Here is a 20,791-nt window from a genome sequence, read left to right as displayed (position 1 = left end):
CTTCAGTTAAAATATCTTGGCACTGTCTGAAATCATGGTTAGAAATCTCGACTCACCCCTAATACTTGAGGATAATAATCGCCCCCCTGTCTCTCAATTGCTGGAATTTCTCTTAAGCAAAGAAAAAAACAATAAAAAAACTAAAGAAAATCTTACTTTTGAGGCTTTAGTCGGTACTTGGCGATTATACTTTATCACGGGAACTCAAAAAGCGAAAAAGAGAGCGGGAATCGTTTTAGGTAAGGGTCGCTATCTACCATCCTGGTTAAAAATTACCATCTCTTACCAAAGAAATGAGAGTTTAGAACCGGGAGAATTTATCTCTGGAAGCGTCAGCAATCAGATAGTTTTAGGGGCAGTAAAACTATCCGTAAGCGGTCCGGTTAAGTTTTTTCCTAAAACCCGTCTTCTCGCCTTTGATTTCACCAGGCTCAACCTAACCCTATTTAATCGCTCTCTCTATTCTGGTTTTATTAGAAATGGCCAGGTAAGTGAAGCGAATTTTTATCAGGAAAGTATCAAAAAACAGGCATTTTTTGCCTATTTTCTGATCACAGAAACAATGATAGCAGCCCGGGGACGAGGGGGAGGATTAGCCCTTTGGGTAAAAGAGATAAGTGAGACAAAACTAGCTGAAAAATAATTTATTAGAGGAGAAATAGATGGGATATTCTATCGATGTAGATGGGACAAATTTTGACAGTGAAGTGATCGAGAAGTCCTATCTAAATACAGTGATTTTAGACTTTTATGCCCTGTGGTGTGGACCCTGTAAATTGGTAAAACCGATGCTGGAAAAACTGGCAAGTGAATATAATTTTATCCTGGCAAAAATAGATATAGATAAAAGTCCCGAATTAGCCGAACAATACGATGTAGAAGGAGTTCCAGATGTGCGAATTGTCAGCAAGGGAGAAGTGTTACCCTGTTTTGTCGGTGCTTTGCCAGAAGAACAAATTAGAGACTTATTTTCCCGTCTCGATTTACAATCGGAATTAGAAACAGGATTAGCAGAAATCAAAGAAGCGATCGCCCTCGATAATTTGCCCGCAGCTAAACAATTATTTGATCGTCTTTTCCCTAAATATCCCAACGAACCGCGATTAGTTATTATGGCGGTAAAATTTCTCATGCGTCTGGAAAAATGGTCAGATGCCTATCGATTAATCAGTGCTATTAAAGAGGAAAATCCTGTTATCAAAGGTTGGAAAACTCTCCTAGAATTTCAACAGTTAAAACCAGAAAATAATCCCCTCGATCCGATATTTTTTACTGGGATTAATTTCGCTTTAAAAGAAGATTATGCCGCTGCTTTAGATAAACTGATCAGCCTGGTGGGAGAAAGTAGAAAATATCGTCAGGATGGGGCAAGAAAAGCCATGTTAGCCATATTTCAGATTTTGGGAGTTAGTCATCCCCTCACCCAAGAATACCAAGCAAAGTTAACATTTCTGCTCTACTAAGTAGGGTTTGATGAAAAAGTTTGTTGGTGCGGTTAGGAATCGGTCAGAACTAAAGCAATTCCCCAGTAATTTCAACAAATCTATTCCTCGAATTTCTGTTGATAATTGCCAGGGAATTGCTAGAGACAAGACAGTTTATTTGTGGCGAATCATTTCATAGAGGGCAACGTATTCTTCCCCGGGACCATTCCAAGAGTAATCGCATTCCATGCCTTGAATCGCTAATTTTTGGAATTCTTCTGGTTGAGTGTACCACAATTCTAATGCTCGGGACATGGCTGATTCGAGGGCATTATTATCGGGATCAAAAAAGACAAAACCATTGCGTTCTTCCGGTTGGTGATAGGTATCATAATCGCGATCAAAAACCGTATTAACTAAACCACCAACTCCCCGGACGATGGGAACGGTTCCGTATTTTAAGCTGATTACTTGTGTCAGTCCGCAGGGTTCAAAATTACTGGGAACCACAATCATATCAGCCCCCGCATAAATGAGGTGAGATAATTCCTCATTAAAGCCCAATTCAATATGGACATCAGGGTTATTATTTAGGTGATTTTTCTCATGCCAGAACCAGTTATTAATTAACGATTCGGTGGCGGAACCTAGTAGGACAAATTGCGCCCCGCGAGCTAAGGCATAATACATGGCATGGTGAACTAAATGTACGCCTTTTTGGTCATCTAAACGACCGACATAACAAATTAAGGGTTTTTCTGCTTCATCTCTTAACCAGAGTCTTTCTCGCAGTGCCTTCTTATTGCGTGCCTTCTCGGAGAAGCTATCAACACCGTAGGGTGCAGGAATAAATTTATCCACTTCCGGGTTCCAGATATTGTAATCTAAACCGTTGAGAATGCCAGTAAATTTGTGTTGATGCTGGTGAATTGTATGACCTAAACCATAACTAACATCGGTGTGGTGTGCTTCCCAAGCATGGTGGGGCGAGACGGTATTGAAATAGTTGGCAAAAACGATGCCACCTTTCATAAAATTAATCACAAAAGGATTGAAGTTATCGCGCAGTCGGGCATAGCTGAAGTAGTAAGGATCGTTATTTAATCCTGTTGCCCAGAGAATTTCTGCACCTCCAAATCCTTGGTGTTTAAAGTTATGGATGGTGTAAAGAACGCGCTGATTGCCCATACCATGATATTTATAAATTTCAAAAAGTAAGGGCGGAATTAAACCGGTTTGCCAGTCATGACAATGAATTATATCGGGACGTTTATTACTTCTGAGCAAAAATTCTAAAGCGGCTTTAGAGAAGAAGGCAAAACGCATATTATCGTCTTTACAGCCGTAGTAAGTGCCGCGATTAAAGAAATTATCCCCCGAATTGGGTTGAATAAAGAAACACAAGCGCCCGTGTACCCAACCACAAAAAACATTACAGTGAATTGCCCCACCGTACCAAGGCACCCACAGGTCGCGATAAGCCTCGTGTAAGCCCCAAATTTGGTCGTAGCGCATACAATCATACATGGGTAGGATTAGCTCCACGCAATGACCGCGAATTTCTAATTCTCGACTCAATCCATAGACCACATCCCCCAATCCCCCAGCTTTAATCACCGGGGCGCACTCAGAGGCAACCTGAACTATATACATATATCAATAACTCCGTCGATTAATCTACAGGTCAGCTAGAAGCAATTTTTACAAAAGTATACAGTCTTCTGTGATTAAATGGCTCGATCGAATTAGTTGCGGGTTGGGGAAGTTGGGGTGTTGGGGAGAACAAAGCTGCCTTTTGCCTTTTGCCTTTTGCCTTTTGCCTTTTGCCTTTTGCCTTTTGCCTTTTGCCTTTTGCCTTTTGCCTTTTGCCTTTTGCCTCCTAAAGATTAACAGCGTTTTAGCTGTCCTAGGAGCAAAATCACCTCATCGATGCCGTTTCTGAGGGTATTGGCGGGTTTATCGCTGTTATTGACGGTTATGCTAAAGATTAGGGGTTGATTGTCGGCGGTTTCTAGATAACCGGCGAGGGCGATAACTCCGGTTAATGTCCCAGTTTTTGCCTGTAATCGTCCTTCTAGGGGAGTCTGGCGAAATCTATTGGTTAAAGTGCCATCAATGCCGCCAATAGCTAAAGAACGACGATAATCAGGGTTTTCTGCCATTAGTTGTAAGATTTGACCTAAAGTATTGGGTTTAATCAGGTTTTGTCGTGATAGCCCCGAACCATCGCCGATTTTATAACTATCGCTGTTAATTCCCAGTTTTGTTAAAGTTTCTTGCAATCCTGAGACACCGCCGAGCATTTGTAGTAGGGTTTCGGCTAGTAAATTATCGCTATTTTTATTGACTTTTTCCACCAAATATGCTAAAGTTTCTGATTCTAAATTTGTGATCTCATAACCGCGAATTTGTGAGCTAATTTCTGCATTTTTAACGGTAATTCCCGCTTTTTCAAGGATATTACGCCAGCGAGCCAGGAAATATTCCGAGGGTTGGGGAATAGCTAAATTAAAATCATCTTGACTATCAATAGCCAGAGAACCAGTGATAATCAGGCGATTATTGGCTAAATTGCCCCTAATTGCCAGAGTATTCGGGCTTCCTGGCGCTGCCGTGCTGGTTTGATTCTCAATTAGCCATTGTTTAGCGGCAATGGGATCAGACCATTGTAAATCTAAGCTTTGCCCCAATTGTCGCGGTAAAAGCTTTAAAGTGACGGAATTTTCGTTTAAAACCAAGCTAGAAGCGGGTACAGCATAGTCAAAAAAGACATCTTCCCATTCCCAAGTTTTTTGACTATCGGAGACGACAAAAGGACTAGCAACGACAATTAAGCGAGAAATTGAGTTAATTCCCCGTTCTTTTAACTTTTCTGCTAATTTTTCTAACTTTTCTGTGGTTATGGTTGCATCTCCCCTCCCGACTAAGGTTAAAGTCTCTAAATCGGGGGGGTTGCCTTGGGCTAAAATGGGGGTTTTCAGACGATAATCGCGGTTAAATTTGCTGAAAGCGGCGGCAGTGGTTAATAATTTCGCAGTAGAAGCGGGAGTAAAAAAGTTATTTTCGTGGAGACTATAGAGATTTTCCTGAGAATTGAGGGATTTTACTAAAATTCCCCAATAAGCGCCTTGATAATCGGGGCGGGCGAAAATGCGATCGATCCTGGGGGCTAAGTCTGCTGGACAGATAAACTCGGAAGGGGGGGAATTGTCTTGACTGATGGGGGTTGCGAGGGTGACGGGATGGTTTACCCAGAGAAATAGGGAACAAGTCCCCAAGAGAAAAGATAATTTCGAGCGGCGTGTTAGCATAGAATTAAATCTTGGCAGTAGGTAGGCGTTAAAAATTATCAGATGCCCCCCTTATTAAGGGGGATCCCCCCGCCTATCGGCACCCCCCTTATCAAGGGGGGTAGGGGGGATCGAACCTAAAATCCATTTTTAATTTAATTATAACCAGCTACTTAGTAAATAAATTGACTCTAATTTAGCAGCATTAGTGACTATATTGTGCTAGTTACTCGATAGATTCAGTTAGGGATTGATCCGAGATATTCGCTCCCCTTTTTGCCCAGAAAGTTTTTTGATTCCGTCAAATTTCTATTTATTCGCGAGGATATTTTTATGAGTTATGATTTTGATTTATTCGTGATTGGTGGTGGTTCTGGTGGTATTGCCACCGCTAGACGGGCAGCCGAATACGGGGCAAAAGTGGGATTAGCAGAATACGATCGTTTGGGAGGAACCTGTGTTAATCGCGGTTGTATTCCTAAAAAATTAATGGTTTATTCTAGTCGTTTTCCCCAACTATTTAAGGATGCGGAAGGTTACGGTTGGAGTCCGGTAGAGAGTCAGTTAAATTGGCAAAAATTAATTAGCGCGCTTAATCAGGAAACTATCCGTTTAAATGGCATTTATCAAAAGATGCTCGATAATTCTCAAGTGACGCTTTTTCCTAATTATGCCAAGTTTATTGATACCCATACCCTCGAGGTGGGAGAGGAGAAAATTACTGCCGATAAAATTTTAATTGCCGTGGGGGGACATCCCGTTAAACCCGATATTCCGGGGATCGAACATACAGTAGTTTCTGATGCCATGTTTCAACTGCCAGAACAACCGAAAAGAATTATAGTTTTAGGGGCAGGATATATTGGGGTAGAATTTGCTGGTATTATGCACGGATTGGGGACAGAAGTGGTGCAGTTAATCCGTAAAGACAAGATTTTAAGAGGGTTTGATGAGGATATCCGCGATGAGATTCAAGGGGAAATGATCCGTCAGGGAATTAAAATTATGCCCGAAACTTTCCCCACTTCGATCGAGAAAACTGCTGAGGGTTTAAAAGTACATATTCAGGGGAAAGAAACCTCAGAAATGCTCTTTGTTGATGCCCTAGGATTAGCCGCTACGGGAAGAATTCCTAAGCTGGAAAAATTGGGCTTAGAGAATGTCAATGTTGAGGTCAAAAACGGGGCAATTGTCGTCAACGAGTATAGCCAAACCAGCGAAGATAATATCTATGCCGTGGGCGATTGTACCGATAAAATTAATTTAACTCCCGTGGCGATTAATGAGGGGCGAGCTTTTGCCGATACAGTCTTTGGTAATAAACCCCGGTTAATGAGTTATGAAAATGTTCCTTCGGCAGTATTTTCTACTCCTGAAGCGGCGACGGTGGGATTAACAGAATTGCAAGCAAAAAAACAATATGGTGACACGGAGATTAAAGTTTATCGGTCTAAATTCCGCCCTGGTTACAATGTTTTACCAGGCCGAGAGGACAAAACTTTGATGAAATTAGTTGTTCATCAGGAAAGTGGTAAAATTCTCGGGGCGCACATGGTGGGAGATCACGCCGCCGAAATTATTCAAGGAGTAGCCATTGCCGTAAAAATGGGGGCGACAAAAGCCGATTTTGATGCCACTGTCGGCATTCATCCCAGTGCTGCCGAGGAATTCGTCACCATGCGTTAATTAACAATTTTAGGTGTGTTAGATAGGTGTTAAAAATTGTCAGACACCCCCCTTATTAAGGGGGGATCCCCCCGCCTATCGGCACCCCCCTTATTAAGGGGGGATTAAGGGGGGATCAAAGACAAAATCTATCTTCTTAATTATAACCACTTACTTAAAACAACCTAACACACCAGAGAAAATTAACCTTTTTGGCTATTGACAACTGAGCCATTTTGTGATGATTTTTCGGTTAATTTTTGAGCAAGATTTAAGATATCAGAGGGAAGCATAATCACGGTACTGGTGTTATTTTCCGCTCCAATTTCCGTTAACATTTGTAGGCGGCGTAATTCCAAAGCGGCGGGATTTTCCATGATTAATCGGGAAGCTTCCGCTAATTTTAGCGAAGCTTCCTGTTCTGCGGCAGCTTTAATCAAACGGGCCCGTTTTTCTCGCAATGCTTCCGCTTCCTTGGCCATAGCTCGCTGCATACCAGTGGGAATTTCCACATCTTTCATCTCCACCCGTTCGATATCGATGCCCCAAGGTTCGCTAATTTCATCGACAATTTGTTGAACCGCTTGATTAATTTTGTCTCGTTTTTGCAAGACATCATCAAGATGATTTTGACCGACGACATTTCTTAAAGTGGTCATGGCCGCTTGATAAACGGCCGCGGGATAGGATTCGACTTTATTAATCGCTTTGCTAGGGTCGATAATACGATAGTAGAGAACCGCATTAACCTTAATTGTGACATTATCGGCGGTGACAGTTTCTTGCGGGGCGATATCGACGGTTTTGGTGCGAATATCCAGCTGCATTTTTTGGTCAACTAGGGGAATGATCCAGTACAGTCCGGGGCCTTTGGTGTCTTGATAACGACCTAGGCGAAAGATAACACCACGCTGGTATTCTCGATCGATTTTAAAGCCATTTAACCCCAGAATGCCCGCTATCAACAGCAAGGGTGCTAGAAATTCCATATTAATTACCACTTATCGGGTTCAAGTTAATCAGTGTGCGGTGACATCTCAATTACAATCTCCTCGCTCCTGACCACTAATACATTCATTCTAGAGAGTAACCGGGCTGTCGGGGAAACTCATAACGAAATATTACAATTTTTAGGAATTGCCCACCCAGCAGGGATGACTCGACTTCCAGACCCCGACCTGAGATAAACTACAGAATGTTATCAGAATTTACCTTGATATTATGAGCGTAGTTAGCCAAGTCATCCTCAAAGCCGACGACGAACTTCGTTATCCTAGTAGTGGTGAACTACAGGGTATCGGGCAATTTTTAAAAACCGGTGAGCAGAGAATTCGCATTGCCGAGACTCTCGCTGAAAATGAGAAAAAAATCGTCGATCAGGCTCAAAAACAACTGTTCAAGAAACGTCCCGATTATAGAGCGCCGGGGGGTAATGCCTACGGTCAGCGTCAATATAATCAATGCTTGCGCGATTATGGTTGGTATCTCCGTCTAGTTACCTATGGGGTATTAGCCGGAGATAAGGGTCCGATCGAACAAACCGGCCTGATCGGGGTCAAAGAGATGTATAACTCTCTTAATGTTCCCGTCCCCGGCATGGTGGAGGCGATTCGTTGTCTCAAAGAGGCCGCTTTAGGTCTTTTGACTCAAGAAGATGCCGTGGCAGCAGCCCCCTACTTCGACTTTATCATCCAGTATATGTCCTAAGCGATCGGGACAGTCCCAGAGGCCTGAAGTCTGAAAAGGGGCAATTTTCCCCTCTTTCAGGGTTCAGGCTTGACTTTTTTCAGTGTTGCCAAAGGCACGGCGTAGCCGTCCAGTAAACAGTGATCAGTAAGCAGTAAACAGTAATCAGTGAAAAGACAGTAGTAAACTGGCATTTGATCAGGCTCACTTAATACATACTGCTCACTTAATACTCAAAACTGATAACTGATAACTGATAACTGATTATGTTTTGGCGCATTATACTACTTACTTTTCTAATACCATCGGTCTATGGGCTGTTTGGCTGGTCGATCGCCCATGAGCGTTTATCATGGAGTGATTGGTTACTTGCCCGCGGTGATGAAATGAATTGGACTCTCACTAGCGAATGGCTAGAAATCATCATCTATATCCTTGCGGTAGGGGTTATCCTCTTAATTGCCCTAGGATTAACTCTGTTTAGTAACTTAATGCCGCTATTTTTCCGCAGTTGGTTTAAAAATGATATTAGCGCTGTATTATCAATTCTTGGCTGGTCCTTGGCGGTAGTCTTTATCTTCCACAAGTGGGCGGTATTTACTCGAGCTTTAATTCTGTTAGCTGCTGCTATCCTCGGTCGTCTAGAACTTCAGGAAGCGGGTTACAATAGGTGGCAAGTTTTCCTGATGATCACCATCCTCTGCTTAGGTAGTTTTGGCTTGGGAATTTGGGCTTATAATCTTTGGGGTCACGAATTACATCAAGTTACTACTGATTAATCTTATCTGGTGCGTGGGGTGCGGATTACTAATTTTGGTTTTTCATTCCAAGGTTATCGCCGCAAACACGCACCCTACAAAATTGCTTATCTCTAATCTTTAAAAAGTATGCCCAAAAAAAATAACGATACGCTCAAACGAGTCTTAATTGTTTCCTCTGGTTTAGTATTTCTGGCTTTAATGGTGGTGCCAACTTTAGGTTTATTTAAAAATAATAATTCTAATTCCCCCCAAGGCAATCAACCCGGGCAAGAGGCAACTATTTCCCCCGAAAAATTACAAGAAATGGTCAAAGGTTACGAGAAAATTCTTGAACGTGAACCAGATAATCCCACTGCTTTGCAAGGACTAGCCCAAGCTCGCCTACAGTTAAAAGATTTTAGCGGAGCCAGAGAACCTTTAGAAAAGTTATATCAAAAATATCCCAACAATCTGGAAGTTATGCTGGTTCTTTATGGAACAAGATTACAAACTCAAGACGTTTCTGGAGCGAAAAGTCTCCTAGAAAAATTAGTCAAAAATTATCCCCAAGAACCGAAGTTTAAAGAAGAATTAACTCGTTTAAATCAAGCGATTGCGGCAGCTTCCAAACAGCAAACCCCAGCACCTAAAAAGTAATGAAAAAAGAATTAATGGCTCTCCTAGACTTAGTAGGATCGATTAGTAGCAAAATGCCAATTTAAGAGGACTCTTCGCCTAAAGTTATCAAAGTTATAGTCATTTCAGATAAGTCTGATACACTCTAGACCGACAAAACCCTTTTTCTCAGCGTATTAGTTTGACTGATTTCGGTATTTTGCTTGGGGTTGGTAAAGCTATAAGTTAGAGTGGCAGCGTTGGCTGCACCAGAGCCGACAAGTCCTAAACCAGCGACTAATCCGAGACTAGCGGCTCCCACAGCGAGAGTGTAGGTTAGTTTGGTTGTAAGGATTCAGGTCATACAAAAAGCAGTCAAACCCATGCTGTGTAAGCATTTAGGCGAATTATGGATAAATCCTCATTCTCATTAAGAAACGCTGAAAGCCTTAATTTTCGTGCTTATTGAGAATGAAACTGTTAGTTTAGCGAGTTCTGAGATTTTAGAAGCCGCTCTGTGACTGCATTTGAGACACCTGAATCCTTACGTTTGGTTTGCGTCAATTTTTTTATCATGCTGTACTCCTTGATTTGTAGTTGGTAAGGGACTTCCAGAGAATAAAATAACCAACAAAAAAATAGAAAAGTGTTTTTTTGAAAAAGTAATTATTTTTGTCTAAGGTAGCTCTTACGATCTTTACCTTTATTGTCAACTAGAGTGCTAAAAGTTTCAACAAAACAGAGTAGGCATAGCCCACCCTGTCAATTATGAAAGATTATAACTCAGGTGGTGGACATCTAGCCCCATTTCTGTTGAAGCTTCTTGTAGAAATAGTCCAAAGTTTCTCCAAAATCCTCAACTGTCTGCCGTAGATCAAGATCGAGATGCTCTTTATGACCTTTGTATGTCGCTGTGAGAGTCAGTCCATTGCTGTGTTGGTGAATGTGCAAGTCAGTGATACTTCCCTTCTGGCAAGATATAGTCATTTCAATTAAGATTGAGAATATCAATGCCAGATTTCATAAGGGTTTAACTGGTCTAGACTGTATCAGACTTATCTGAAATGACTATACCTTTGCTGCAGCGTTGTCAGTAGTAAAACTTAGGGCGCGTTAGACGGCAAAAATTGCTGCTTTGACTCGAAGGTGACAATCCGTCGTAACTCAACACCTATGATCAAAACTTACTCATACCGGCGGTTACGTTTGCGGATAATCCAGAGGATAAACCAGATAACGAGGGCCAGTAGGGCTATTTTTGACACAGGAGCCAGATATTCTTCCACAAGGGGGTAATTCTTCCCTAAAAAGTAACCTGCTGCCGTTAAAAAAACGACCCAGAGGGTCGTGCCGATGGTGGAGTAAACTAAAAAGGGAATCATCGCCATGTGATTCATCCCGGCGGGAAGGGAAATCAAAGTTCGTACTCCGGGGACCAAACGACAGAGTAAAACCGCTTTACTACCGTGACGGTTAAACCATTGATTTGCTTTTTGAATATCTTTAGCGGAAACGGTAATCCATTTGCCGTATTTATCGGCTAGTTTTTCGATTTTTTCCTCATCCACAACCCGACCCAGATAATACCAAGGTAGCGCTCCGACTACGGTTCCGACAATCCCCGCTACCACTGCCGGAATAAATTCCATTTGTCCCTCATGGACGGTAAAACCCGCCAGGGGCATAATTAATTCCGAGGGAATGGGCGGAAAAAGATTCTCTAAAAACATTAATAGGGCTATGCCTAAATAGCCCATAGAAGTCATTGTATTTGTAATCCATTCAGTCATAATTTTTTAGGATTTAGAAAACAGTTTTAAAGTAAAAAAAGGGAGTGGGGGAGTGGCAAGAATAAATAAAAGCAATCTCCTGATAACTGACAACTGACAACTGACAACTGATAACTGATAACTGATAACTGATAACTGATAACTGATATTAGGTTCCGGAAGTCCAGGAGTTGATATATTCTAATTGGGCTTCGGTGAGGGTATCGATTTCAATCCCCATGGCTTGCAGTTTCAAGCGGGCGATTTCTTGGTCTAATTCGTAGGGAATTGAGTAGATGCCGGGGGCCAATTTACCTTGATTTTTAACCAAGTATTCTACACCGATCGCTTGGTTAGCGAAACTCATATCCATAACGGCACTAGGATGACCTTCAGCGGCTGCCAGGTTAACTAGGCGACCTTCACCGATAACAACGACGGATTTACCACTCTTTAGCCTATATTGTTGGGTAAAGTTGCGAACTTCCTTAACATTATCGGCTTTTGCGCCTAAAGCTTGCAGGTCGATTTCAATATCAAAGTGACCGGAGTTGGAAACAATCGCCCCATCTTTCATCAGGTCAAAATGTTCAGCCCGGATAACGTGCTTGTTACCAGTGACAGTGATGAAGATATCGCCTTCTTTAGCGGCTTCATCCATGGGCATAACCCGGAAACCGTCCATCGCCGCTTCAATGGCGCGCACGGCGTTAATTTCGGTGACAATTACATTAGAGCCTAAACCTTTGGCCCGCATAGCGACACCTTTACCACACCAACCATAACCAGCCACAACCACGGTTTTACCGGCAAGGAGGATATTGGTGGCGCGAATGATACCATCAAGGGTAGATTGACCTGTACCGTAGCGATTATCAAAGAAATGCTTGGTTTCTGCGTCGTTAACGTTCATTGCGGGGAAGGATAACACCCCAGCTTTGAGCATGGCTTGCAAACGGACGATACCGGTGGTAGTTTCTTCGGTAGTACCGATAATGTCGGGTAATTGGTGACTTCTTTCTTTAACTAGGGTGGCCACTACATCACAACCATCATCGATGATAATCTGGGGTTTATGATCGAGGGCGATTTGAACGTGACGGTGATAGGTGTCGTTATCTTCCCCTTTGATTGCATAAACGGGGATGCCGTAATCAGCGACTAAACAAGCGGCCACATCATCCTGGGTGGAAAGGGGATTGCTGGCAATTAGTAACGCATCAGCGCCACCGGCTTTTAGTGCGATCGCCAAATTAGCGGTTTCGGTGGTAACGTGACAGCAAGCGACTAAACGCAGTCCAGCAAAGGGTTTTTCGATGGCGTAACGTTCGGCTAATTGACGCAAAACTGGCATTTCCCGACCGGCCCATTCGATACGTTGTTTGCCGATGGGGGCTAAACTAATATCTTTAATGTCGTATTTCTGTTGAACTGGTGTTGCTACCATAAGGGGTTTTCCTTAAATACAAGCCTCGGCTATTGGTTAATTTAACTTAACATTGTCTGGGGATTTTGGCTAATGTCAAGCTTTCGGCTGGTTTTTTATATAGGAAAAAGTTATCAATTCCTCACTGACCTATCCAGAACTCAGTATATTGTCTCTATTCTGACCGATTATTTAGTACAATTAAACTATCACACAAGCTAAATTAAGCTAGAAATCTCTATCTCGTGATGATAAGATAAACCGATGGGCGAGAAACTGACAGGCGTTAATCCCAAGATAATCCAATGGGCAAGAGAAAGGGCGAGATATTCTCTTGAGTCTGTGGCGGTCAAGTTTAAAAAAGATGTTTCTGTTATCGAGAAATGGGAGTCAGGAGAGGACTTTCCTACCTATAGTCAATTGGAAAAGTTAGCAGAAATATATAAACGTCCTCTCGCTTTATTCTTTTTCCCAGAACCTCCCCTAGAAGCGGAGGAAAAACAAGAATTTAGAACTTTGCCAGACTTTGAAATCGAAAACCTGGCCGCCGATACTATCTATGCTTTACGACAAGCAAAAGTGATGCAATTGTCGCTACAGGAAATTAATAATGGTATTAATCCTAGTACCAAGAAAATCTTTCAGGATATTTCGGTTAGCTCTAGTGATGATTTAAGGATATTAGCCGAACAGATAAGAAATTATTTAAACGTTACTCTAGAAGAACAACTGACCTGGAATGATCAGGAAACTGCCTTAAAAAAATGGCGGAGTGCCGTGGAAGAAGCCGGTATTTTTATTTTTAAGCGTTCTTTTAAGCAGCGAGAAATTTCGGGATTTTGCTTGATAGATATTGAATTTCCGATCATCTATCTTAATAATAGCACGGAAAAATCTAGACAAATATTTACCATTTTTCATGAATTAGCACATATTCTTTTGCAGACTAATGGAATTACTAAGTCTGACGATAGATATATTAATAGTTTGCAGGGAGCAAATAAAAGTATCGAGATATTTTGTAATAAATTTGCTGCGGAGTTTTTGCTTCCTAATCATGTCTTTTCTGAGATAATTAGAGAAACAATAGTTAACGATAAAATTATCTCGAAAATTTCCAGTGATTATAAGGTTAGTCGAGAAGTAGTTTTACGAAAACTATTAGATAATAACTTAATCTCCCAGAAAGAATATACTCTTAAAGTAAGGGAGTGGTACAGTGAGCAGGTGGGAAAAAGTCAGGACAAAAATAAAAAATCTGGCGGTAATCCCTATGCTAATCAGGCGAAATATTTGGGAGAAAATTACCTAAAACTGGTGTTCAATAAATACTATCAAGGTCAATACGATATCGAGCGTGTTGCTGATTATCTAAACATTAAAAAAGTTGCTACGGTGGAAAAAATTGAACAATATTTATTAGACAAAGGACTGTTTTGATGGTTTACATTTTTGACACAAGTAGTTTTAAGGTTTTAGGAAACTATTTTCCCAAAAGTTTTCCTACCGTTTGGCAAAAAATCGATTTGATTGTGTCAGAAGGTAAACTACAATCAGTACGCGAAGTGCTTAAAGAAGTAGAATATGGCAATAATAAACAATTTGTTTTAGATTGGATAGACTTCAATAAACAAATATTTTTACCACCCACTGCTCAGGAAACCCTATTTATTCCTGAAATTTTTTCTATAAGAAACTTTAGGGATTTAGTGAGTGAAAAAGCAAGATTACAAGGAAAACCAGTGGCTGACCCATTTATTATTGCCTGTGCCAAGATAAAAGACGGTTGCGTAATTACCGAAGAAGCCTTGAAGCCTAATGCTGCCAAAATTCCCACAGTCTGTCAACACTTTTCTATCGATTGTACCAATGTTCAGGGTTTAATGGAGCGGGAAGGTTGGCAATTTTAAAACTAAAATTAATGGATAAATTGCCAATAAATTTATATGTTGAAAAGGCTTTTTCTGGAAAACTAATAACCGTGTTCAGCCAGAAATTCTAGGCTAATCTCGGTAGGAGGGTGATAAGAGCGCATTCCTAACAATTTTTCCACATATTTGCCTAAAATATCCCCTTCTAGATTCACCCAATCGCCTAATTTTAAATGGGAAAGATTGGTTTCGGCGTAGGTGTGGGGGATGACAGCCACTTTAAACCAGCTACCGTAGGCATCACAATCGGCCACGGTTAAACTAATGCCATTAACAGCTATACTGCCCTTACCGACGATATAACGAGCTATGTAGTTATTCCACTGCTCTTCTAGGGAACTAGGGGCAGCAAAGGTCATTTCCCACGAATTAGCCACGATTATCGATTCGACTAAACAGCCAATACCATCCACATGACCGGTGACAAAATGACCGCCGATTTTACTACCCACCCGCAGAGAGGTTTCTAGGTTAACGCTGGTTTCTGTTTTAATCCTTCGTCCCAAAGTAGTGCGCTGTAGGGTTTCTGGGGAAGCGGTGGCCACAAAACCCTCTGGGAGAATTTCCTCGACTGTCAAACAAACTCCATCCACAGCCACACTATCACCAATCATTAAATCTTGAATAATTGTATCAGAGGATACAGACAAATATAGTCTATCAGTATCCACGACCCGAATTTTTCCCAAGGCTTGAATTAATCCTGTAAACATCGGCTTTTTTCTCGACTATAAATCTTTATGAGTGAAAGATTGGGCATTTTCCCCAGAATAATCGGCGACAATATGACCATCTCCCACTAATTGATATTTGTAGGTCACTAATCCCTCTAATCCCACAGGACCCCGGGGAGGCATTTTTTGGGTACTGATACCCACTTCGGCCCCAAAACCGTAACGGAAACCATCGGCAAATCGCGTGGAACAATTATGAAAAACTCCGGCGGCATCAACTCGATCGCTAAAGGTTTTGGCCGTGTTAAAATTTTCGCTGACAATGGCTTCCGTGTGTCGAGAACCGTAATAATTAATATGTTCGATTGCCGATTCTAGACTATCGACAATTTTAATTGACAGAATTAAATCACTATATTCGGTTTGCCAGTCTTCTTCTGTGGCCGATGGCACGTTAATCATCTGACGAGTTGCTTCATCTCCTAATAATTTAACCTTTTTTTCCTCTAATGCCTGTGCCACTGCGGGTAAAAATTGTCTAGCGATGTCTTGATGAACCAATAAAGTTTCAATGGTATTACAAGCGGCAGGATATTGGGTTTTGCCATCGACGGTAATTCTAATTGCTTTGCTTAAATCGGCTTCTTTGTCGATGTAGAGATGACAGATACCATCGGCATGACCGAGGACAGGAATGCGGGTATTATTTTGGATATAACGCACAAATTCGTTAGAACCTCTAGGAATTATTAAATCGATGTATTGATCAAGTTTTAAGAGTTCCTGAATTTCTTCTCGTGTTGTTAATAATCGTACCGCTGCTGGATTAACTTTAGTTTGACTCAATGCCTGATGAATAATTGTTACTAAAGCTTGACAAGAACGGAGCGCCTCTTTCCCCCCTTTTAAAATAACGCCATTACCAGATTTAATCGCTAAACTGGTAATTTGAATTAAAGCATCGGGACGAGCTTCAAAAATAACCCCTAAAACCCCTAAAGGACAGGTTATTCTCCGAAGAGTTAAACCTTGATCTAATTCCCGATTAATTTGCATAGTAGCTAAAGGATCTGCTAATTTAGCCACATCTCGCACCCCAGCAATGGCGGCTTTTAATTTGCCAAGACTTAACTCTAATCGCGCACATAAAGCCGGAGATAATTGCATCGCTTTGGCAGTTTGAACATCGGCGATATTAGCTTCTAGTATCTTATCGGCATTGGCAGTTAAAGCCTCAGCAATAGCCTCTAAAGCTTCATTCCTTTCTTCGTTAGTCAGGATAGCCAGTTGACGACTCGCTTGACGGGTTTCTCTGGCGATTTCGGGGAGGGATAGAGAAGTTGTAACCATAGAAAATTAAAAGTAATAACCGCTATCTTGTTTATTTTATCTTATTTTTGATCAAGTTTCAGGGTCATTACACCTCATTGTAAAAATCAAAAATTGTTGTTAGGTTTAGGATTCAGTAGCTAGGAGAATTAAGAATCAATAATAATCAATTAAATGGTCTATTTACAGATTTTAGGCAATTTAATCCTTATTTTTGCTGGTTTTGAACCCTCAAAAATTAATTAGGCAAGAGGTTTATTGAAGGTTATCAACTTTTGTCATGATCATCATAAATCTAGTTAACTAGAAAAAATAGCCGAAATTAGTGATTTTTCTTCCTAGACCTGTAGAGACATTATAGTTAACATCCCTACAGGTTCTAGACTATCTAGACCGGATTGGCAATCAGACAATTAGATACTTCTTGACGCGCCCAATCATCGGCGGCTAAAATGTCATCTAGGCTAGGGGTAGAACTGTTATGAATCGCAAAGCGATCGCAGACTTTTTCAATCACCCGTGGAATATCTAAGAAACTAATCTTTTCTTCTAAAAATAATGCTACTGCTTGTTCATTGGCCGCATTTAATACTGCTGGCATTGACCCACCTGCGCGGCCGGCTGCATAAGCTAATCCCATACAGGGATATTTTTGATGATCGGGTTCTTTGAAGGTTAAACTGCCGGCTTTAACTAAATTTAAAGGTTCCCAATCGGTATAAATTCTTTCAGGCCAAGACAAGGCATATAACAGGGGTAAACGCATATCAGGCCAGCCTAATTGGGCTAAAACCGAGGTATCCTGTAACTCAATTAAAGAGTGAATAATACTTTGGGGATGAATAACAATATCGATCGCATTATAATCAACACCAAATAAATAATGAGCTTCGATAACTTCTAGACCTTTATTCATTAAAGTAGCCGAATCGATGGTGATTTTTCTGCCCATCGACCAGTTAGGATGTTTGAGGGCATCAGCTACGGTTACTTGTGACAATTTTTCCACGGGTAGATCCCGAAAAGCACCCCCAGAAGCGGTGAGAATAATCTTTTTTAATCCCCCGGTGGGAACTCCCTGTAAACATTGAAAAATAGCTGAATGTTCCGAATCAGCAGGTAATAATTTAACTCCGTGTTTTTCCACTAAAGGCAGCACCACCGGACCGCCAGCAATCAGGGTTTCTTTATTAGCGAGAGCGATATCTTTACCAGCAGTAATAGCGGCAATCGTCGGCAGCAATCCCGCACAACCAACAATTCCCGTGACGACGCTTTCGGAATCGCCATAACGGGCCACTTCGATTACTCCTTCCTTTCCTGCTAGGATAATCGGGGTATAGTCAAGGTCGGAAATTAGGCTTTTTAGGTCTTCTAGTTGACTTTCGTTGTTAATCGCCACGATTTGCGGGCGAAATTGCCAAATTTGCTCCGATAGTAGTTGAATATTATTACCCGTGGCTAATCCCACCACTTGAAACTTATCGGGATGATCGGTGACAATATCGAGAGTTTGAGTACCGATCGAGCCTGTAGAGCCTAAAATCGAGATTTTTTTCATTAGAAACTTAATATAATTTGGGGATTAGCTTTAAATATACGTTCTCTGGGGTCTTTCTGGCACATCAGAGTAAATATTAAATATTTGTTAAAAAAGTTGCTAGTTTGACTTTTTTGTGCTATGGGTTAGAAAGAGTTAGCGATAGAGATGGTGACAGAGAAGAAATCGAATAGAACGGCCAATGGATTAGGCTGTCTAGCGGGGGGTCTGGTTTTTTGCCTCTTATTTCCCCTGTGTGTTTTCTTTTTTGTTTGGTTATCCTTCGCTCTTGGGATGAGTTGCGCTCTCCCCAGTCAATGTTCGGCAGCAGCAGCATTCATGAAAGGGATTCTGTCCTTAATTCTTTTTTTTGGGGGAGGATTCGCCGTACCTATATTCCTCAGTTGTGCCGTGGGAAAAGCCGTCAGATTTGGGTTAAGTCGGAGAAAAAATAACCGAACTTAAACTTAAGTTCGGCTAGATTTATAATCTATTTAACAACTGGATAAAACTAACTTTCTGTCGCCGTTGCTGTGGTGGGAGGCAACTTAATATTAGTAGCTAATCCCAGAATTTGCAGCAGACGAATGGTCATCCAAGTCAGGTCAACTTCCCACCATTGTAGGCCATGACGGGCAGAATACTGATAGGCATGGTGATTATTGTGCCAACCTTCACCGAAAGTTAAGAGAGCAACCCACCAACAATTTTTAGAATTATCGTGGGATTCATGGCTAACATAACCAAATTTGTGGGTGGCACTGTTGACAAACCAAGTGGAGTGGAAAACTAAGACCAAGCGAACAAAAATTCCCCAAATTACAAACGGCCAACCACCCATAGCATAGAGAATTAAGCCTAAAACAATTTGGATAGGAACAAAATAATTTTGACAGAATTTATAGAAAGGATCGTCGGCGATATCTTGGGTAAAACGGGCAATTTCTTCGTCGGCAGGAATTTCGTGCAACATCCAACCCATGTGACTCCACCAGAAACCTTTATTAGAATCGTGGGGATCGGGAGCAGTATCAGAATATTTATGATGAATACGATGTAAACCTATCCATGCGATCGCACCCCCCTGACAAGCGAGGGTTCCGCACAAAACCAGAAAGTATTCTAACCATTTGGGAGTCTTAAAACTCCGATGGGAAACCAAACGATGAAAACCGAGGGTAATTCCTAAACCCCCGGTAATCCAATAAAGAATCAATGTCACTCCCACAGCGCCCCAGCTAAAATTGCCAGGCAAGAAGGCTAAAAGAGCCACTAAGTGGATAAAAGCCATGTAGATGAGAGTCACCCAGTCAATGGGAAGTTTTTCGGAAGTCGCAACAGTCATTGAATAACCCAAAGGGAAACAACAGGAGACAGAGCATCATTGTCTTATCTGTCTCGATTTGACACAGGGGAAACTTTGACGCTTAATAAATAGTAACAAATATCACAGTCTATTGTTTGATGGATATCCCCTCTCTACTCCACAGGGCAGAAAAGGCCTTACTGCCCATTTTTTCGGAAATTGACGCACAGGTCAAGGAAAATCTCCGTCAAGTCCTCGCTGCTTTCCGTGAAAACCGGGTCGGGGTGCATCATTTTGCTAGTGTTAGTGGTTATGGTCATGATGACTTGGGACGGGATACTTTAGATCAAGTGTTCGCCCAAGCCCTGGGGGCCGAAAAGGCGGCGGTGCGGGTACAATTTGTGTCAGGAACCCATGCGATCGCCTGTGCCTTGTATGGGGTTCTTCGACCGGGGGATGAGATGTTAGCGGTAGCCGGTGCGCCCTACGATACCCTAGAGGAAGTAATTGGGATTAGGGGCAGTGGTCAAGGCTCTTTAAAGGATTTTGGCGTTAGTTATCGGCAATTAGAGCTAGATTCTACTGGTGCGATCGATTGGTTAGCTCTAGAAACAGCAGTTAAACCCCAAACCCGTTTAGTACATATTCAAAGGTCTTGCGGTTATTCCTGGCGCTCAAGTTTGTCTATTGACGAAATCGAGAGAATTGTCCGTATAGTTAAACAACAAAACCCGAATACAGTCTGTTTTGTCGATAATTGCTATGGAGAATTTATCAGCACCCAAGAACCCACCCACGTGGGGGCAGATCTAATGGCCGGTTCTCTAATTAAAAATCCCGGAGGTACAATCGTCACGGCCGGGGGATACATAGCAGGTAAAGCGGAATTAGTGGAAATGGCCTGCTATCGTCTGACAGCACCGGGGATTGGTAGCGAGGGAGGGGCAACTTTTGACCAAAATCGTCTCCTTTATCAGGGATTGTTTCTAGCGCCGCAAATGGTGGGAGAAGCGATGAAAGGCAGTCATTTAATCGCCTATGTGGGCGATAAGTTGGGTTATCCGGTCAATCCTGCCCCTTTTGTACCTCGACGCGATATTATTCAAGCAATTAAACTCGGTTCTCCCGATAAGCTGATCGCCTTCTGTAAAGCCATTCAAGCCTATTCTCCCATCGGTTCCTACTTGGATCCCATTCCTGCCCAAATGCCGGGCTATGAGAGCCAAGTAGTGATGGCTGGTGGCACTTTTATCGATGGCAGCACCTCGGAATTCTCCGCCGATGGACCCCTACGGGAACCCTATATCGTTTTCTGTCAGGGAGGAACCCATTGGACTCATATTTCTCTAGCTTTAGAACAAGCGATCGCTGCTTTATCTTAAATGGTTCCTCTCAC

Annotated in this window: 19 protein-coding genes; 9 read left to right on the top strand and 10 right to left on the bottom strand. The window is 41.9% G+C overall.

What is annotated here, in order from left to right; translation table 11 throughout:
* Positions 1–34 precede the first annotated feature (34 nt).
* Positions 35–643, top strand: coding sequence for a hypothetical protein (locus ACOCD9_RS11970; protein ID WP_002801524.1), 609 nt, complete (start codon positions 35–37; stop codon positions 641–643).
* 19 nt (positions 644–662) lie between these two features.
* The gene (locus tag ACOCD9_RS11965; protein WP_287699901.1) at positions 663–1,463 is read left to right on the top strand and encodes a tetratricopeptide repeat protein; all 801 of its coding nucleotides are present in this window, start codon (positions 663–665) and stop codon (positions 1,461–1,463) included.
* 135 nt (positions 1,464–1,598) lie between these two features.
* On the opposite strand, the gene glgA is transcribed toward ACOCD9_RS11965, so the two are convergent.
* Both glgA and dacB read right to left on the bottom strand, forming a co-directional pair.
* Complete coding sequence (gene glgA / locus ACOCD9_RS11960) at positions 1,599–3,077, bottom strand: glycogen synthase GlgA (RefSeq protein WP_287699900.1); 1,479 nt, start codon at positions 3,075–3,077, stop codon at positions 1,599–1,601.
* 233 nt (positions 3,078–3,310) lie between these two features.
* On the bottom strand, positions 3,311–4,735 hold the full coding sequence (gene dacB / locus ACOCD9_RS11955; RefSeq protein WP_419547565.1) for a D-alanyl-D-alanine carboxypeptidase/D-alanyl-D-alanine-endopeptidase: 1,425 nt from the start codon (positions 4,733–4,735) through the stop codon (positions 3,311–3,313).
* A gap of 312 nt (positions 4,736–5,047) precedes the next feature.
* On the opposite strand from dacB, the gene gorA reads away from it, so the two are divergent.
* Positions 5,048–6,400, top strand: a complete 1,353-nt coding sequence (gene gorA / locus ACOCD9_RS11950; protein WP_419547563.1) for a glutathione-disulfide reductase — start codon at positions 5,048–5,050, stop codon at positions 6,398–6,400.
* 182 nt (positions 6,401–6,582) lie between these two features.
* Here gorA and ACOCD9_RS11945 read toward each other — a convergent pair whose 3' ends face one another.
* Positions 6,583–7,368, bottom strand: coding sequence for a slipin family protein (locus ACOCD9_RS11945; protein ID WP_419547562.1), 786 nt, complete (start codon positions 7,366–7,368; stop codon positions 6,583–6,585).
* A gap of 232 nt (positions 7,369–7,600) precedes the next feature.
* Here ACOCD9_RS11945 and ACOCD9_RS11940 point away from each other — a divergent pair, with 232 nt between their 5' ends.
* The 3 genes from ACOCD9_RS11940 (at position 7,601) to ACOCD9_RS11930 (ending at position 9,462) form a co-directional block, all read left to right on the top strand.
* Positions 7,601–8,086, top strand: coding sequence for an allophycocyanin subunit alpha-B (locus tag ACOCD9_RS11940; RefSeq protein ID WP_002738559.1), 486 nt, complete (start codon positions 7,601–7,603; stop codon positions 8,084–8,086).
* A gap of 245 nt (positions 8,087–8,331) precedes the next feature.
* A complete protein-coding gene (locus tag ACOCD9_RS11935) occupies positions 8,332–8,844 on the top strand; it encodes a hypothetical protein (RefSeq protein WP_287699896.1) in 513 nt (170 codons plus the stop codon).
* A 108-nt stretch (positions 8,845–8,952) separates the two neighbouring features.
* On the top strand, positions 8,953–9,462 hold the full coding sequence (locus tag ACOCD9_RS11930; protein WP_287699895.1) for a tetratricopeptide repeat protein: 510 nt from the start codon (positions 8,953–8,955) through the stop codon (positions 9,460–9,462).
* A gap of 124 nt (positions 9,463–9,586) precedes the next feature.
* On the opposite strand, the gene ACOCD9_RS11925 is transcribed toward ACOCD9_RS11930, so the two are convergent.
* The 3 genes from ACOCD9_RS11925 to ahcY all read right to left on the bottom strand — a co-directional run bounded on the left by ACOCD9_RS11925 (position 9,587) and on the right by ahcY (position 12,636).
* On the bottom strand, positions 9,587–9,742 hold the full coding sequence (locus ACOCD9_RS11925; protein WP_287699894.1) for a hypothetical protein: 156 nt from the start codon (positions 9,740–9,742) through the stop codon (positions 9,587–9,589).
* 862 nt (positions 9,743–10,604) lie between these two features.
* Positions 10,605–11,210 (bottom strand): DedA family protein, encoded by a 606-nt coding sequence (locus ACOCD9_RS11920; RefSeq protein WP_045360674.1) that lies wholly within the window; start codon positions 11,208–11,210, stop codon positions 10,605–10,607.
* A gap of 148 nt (positions 11,211–11,358) precedes the next feature.
* On the bottom strand, positions 11,359–12,636 hold the full coding sequence (gene ahcY / locus ACOCD9_RS11915) for an adenosylhomocysteinase (RefSeq protein ID WP_002732258.1): 1,278 nt from the start codon (positions 12,634–12,636) through the stop codon (positions 11,359–11,361).
* A gap of 243 nt (positions 12,637–12,879) precedes the next feature.
* On the opposite strand from ahcY, the gene ACOCD9_RS11910 reads away from it, so the two are divergent.
* Both ACOCD9_RS11910 and ACOCD9_RS11905 read left to right on the top strand, forming a co-directional pair.
* A complete protein-coding gene (locus ACOCD9_RS11910) occupies positions 12,880–14,055 on the top strand; it encodes an ImmA/IrrE family metallo-endopeptidase (RefSeq protein WP_419547560.1) in 1,176 nt (391 codons plus the stop codon).
* Positions 14,055–14,525: a PIN domain-containing protein gene (locus tag ACOCD9_RS11905; protein WP_287699892.1), complete on the top strand. Its 471-nt coding sequence runs from the start codon at positions 14,055–14,057 to the stop codon at positions 14,523–14,525. Before ACOCD9_RS11910 ends, ACOCD9_RS11905 begins: the two co-directional genes overlap by 1 nt.
* 62 nt (positions 14,526–14,587) lie before the next feature.
* Here the strand turns inward: ACOCD9_RS11905 and ACOCD9_RS11900 are convergent, their stop codons facing one another.
* The 4 genes from ACOCD9_RS11900 to ACOCD9_RS11885 form a co-directional block, all read right to left on the bottom strand.
* Positions 14,588–15,259, bottom strand: coding sequence for a riboflavin synthase (locus ACOCD9_RS11900; RefSeq protein WP_419547559.1), 672 nt, complete (start codon positions 15,257–15,259; stop codon positions 14,588–14,590).
* A gap of 15 nt (positions 15,260–15,274) precedes the next feature.
* A complete protein-coding gene (gene proA, locus ACOCD9_RS11895; protein WP_287699890.1) occupies positions 15,275–16,570 on the bottom strand; it encodes a glutamate-5-semialdehyde dehydrogenase in 1,296 nt (431 codons plus the stop codon).
* Positions 16,571–16,937: 367 nt separating this feature from the next.
* Entirely contained in the window at positions 16,938–18,110 is a 1,173-nt protein-coding gene (gene dxr, locus ACOCD9_RS11890; RefSeq protein ID WP_287699889.1) for a 1-deoxy-D-xylulose-5-phosphate reductoisomerase, read from the bottom strand.
* Positions 18,111–18,600: 490 nt separating this feature from the next.
* Positions 18,601–19,434 (bottom strand): acyl-CoA desaturase, encoded by an 834-nt coding sequence (locus ACOCD9_RS11885; RefSeq protein ID WP_002748596.1) that lies wholly within the window; start codon positions 19,432–19,434, stop codon positions 18,601–18,603.
* A gap of 119 nt (positions 19,435–19,553) precedes the next feature.
* On the opposite strand from ACOCD9_RS11885, the gene ACOCD9_RS11880 reads away from it, so the two are divergent.
* Positions 19,554–20,777 (top strand): aminotransferase class I/II-fold pyridoxal phosphate-dependent enzyme, encoded by a 1,224-nt coding sequence (locus ACOCD9_RS11880; protein ID WP_419547557.1) that lies wholly within the window; start codon positions 19,554–19,556, stop codon positions 20,775–20,777.
* The last annotated feature ends 14 nt before the right edge of the window (positions 20,778–20,791 follow it).

This window comes from Microcystis sp. (assembly GCF_048564745.1).
Lineage (GTDB): Bacteria > Cyanobacteriota > Cyanobacteriia > Cyanobacteriales > Microcystaceae > Microcystis > Microcystis ichthyoblabe_A.
Note: the sequence above shows the minus strand (reverse complement) of the source record. Positions and strands in the feature narration are given on the sequence as shown.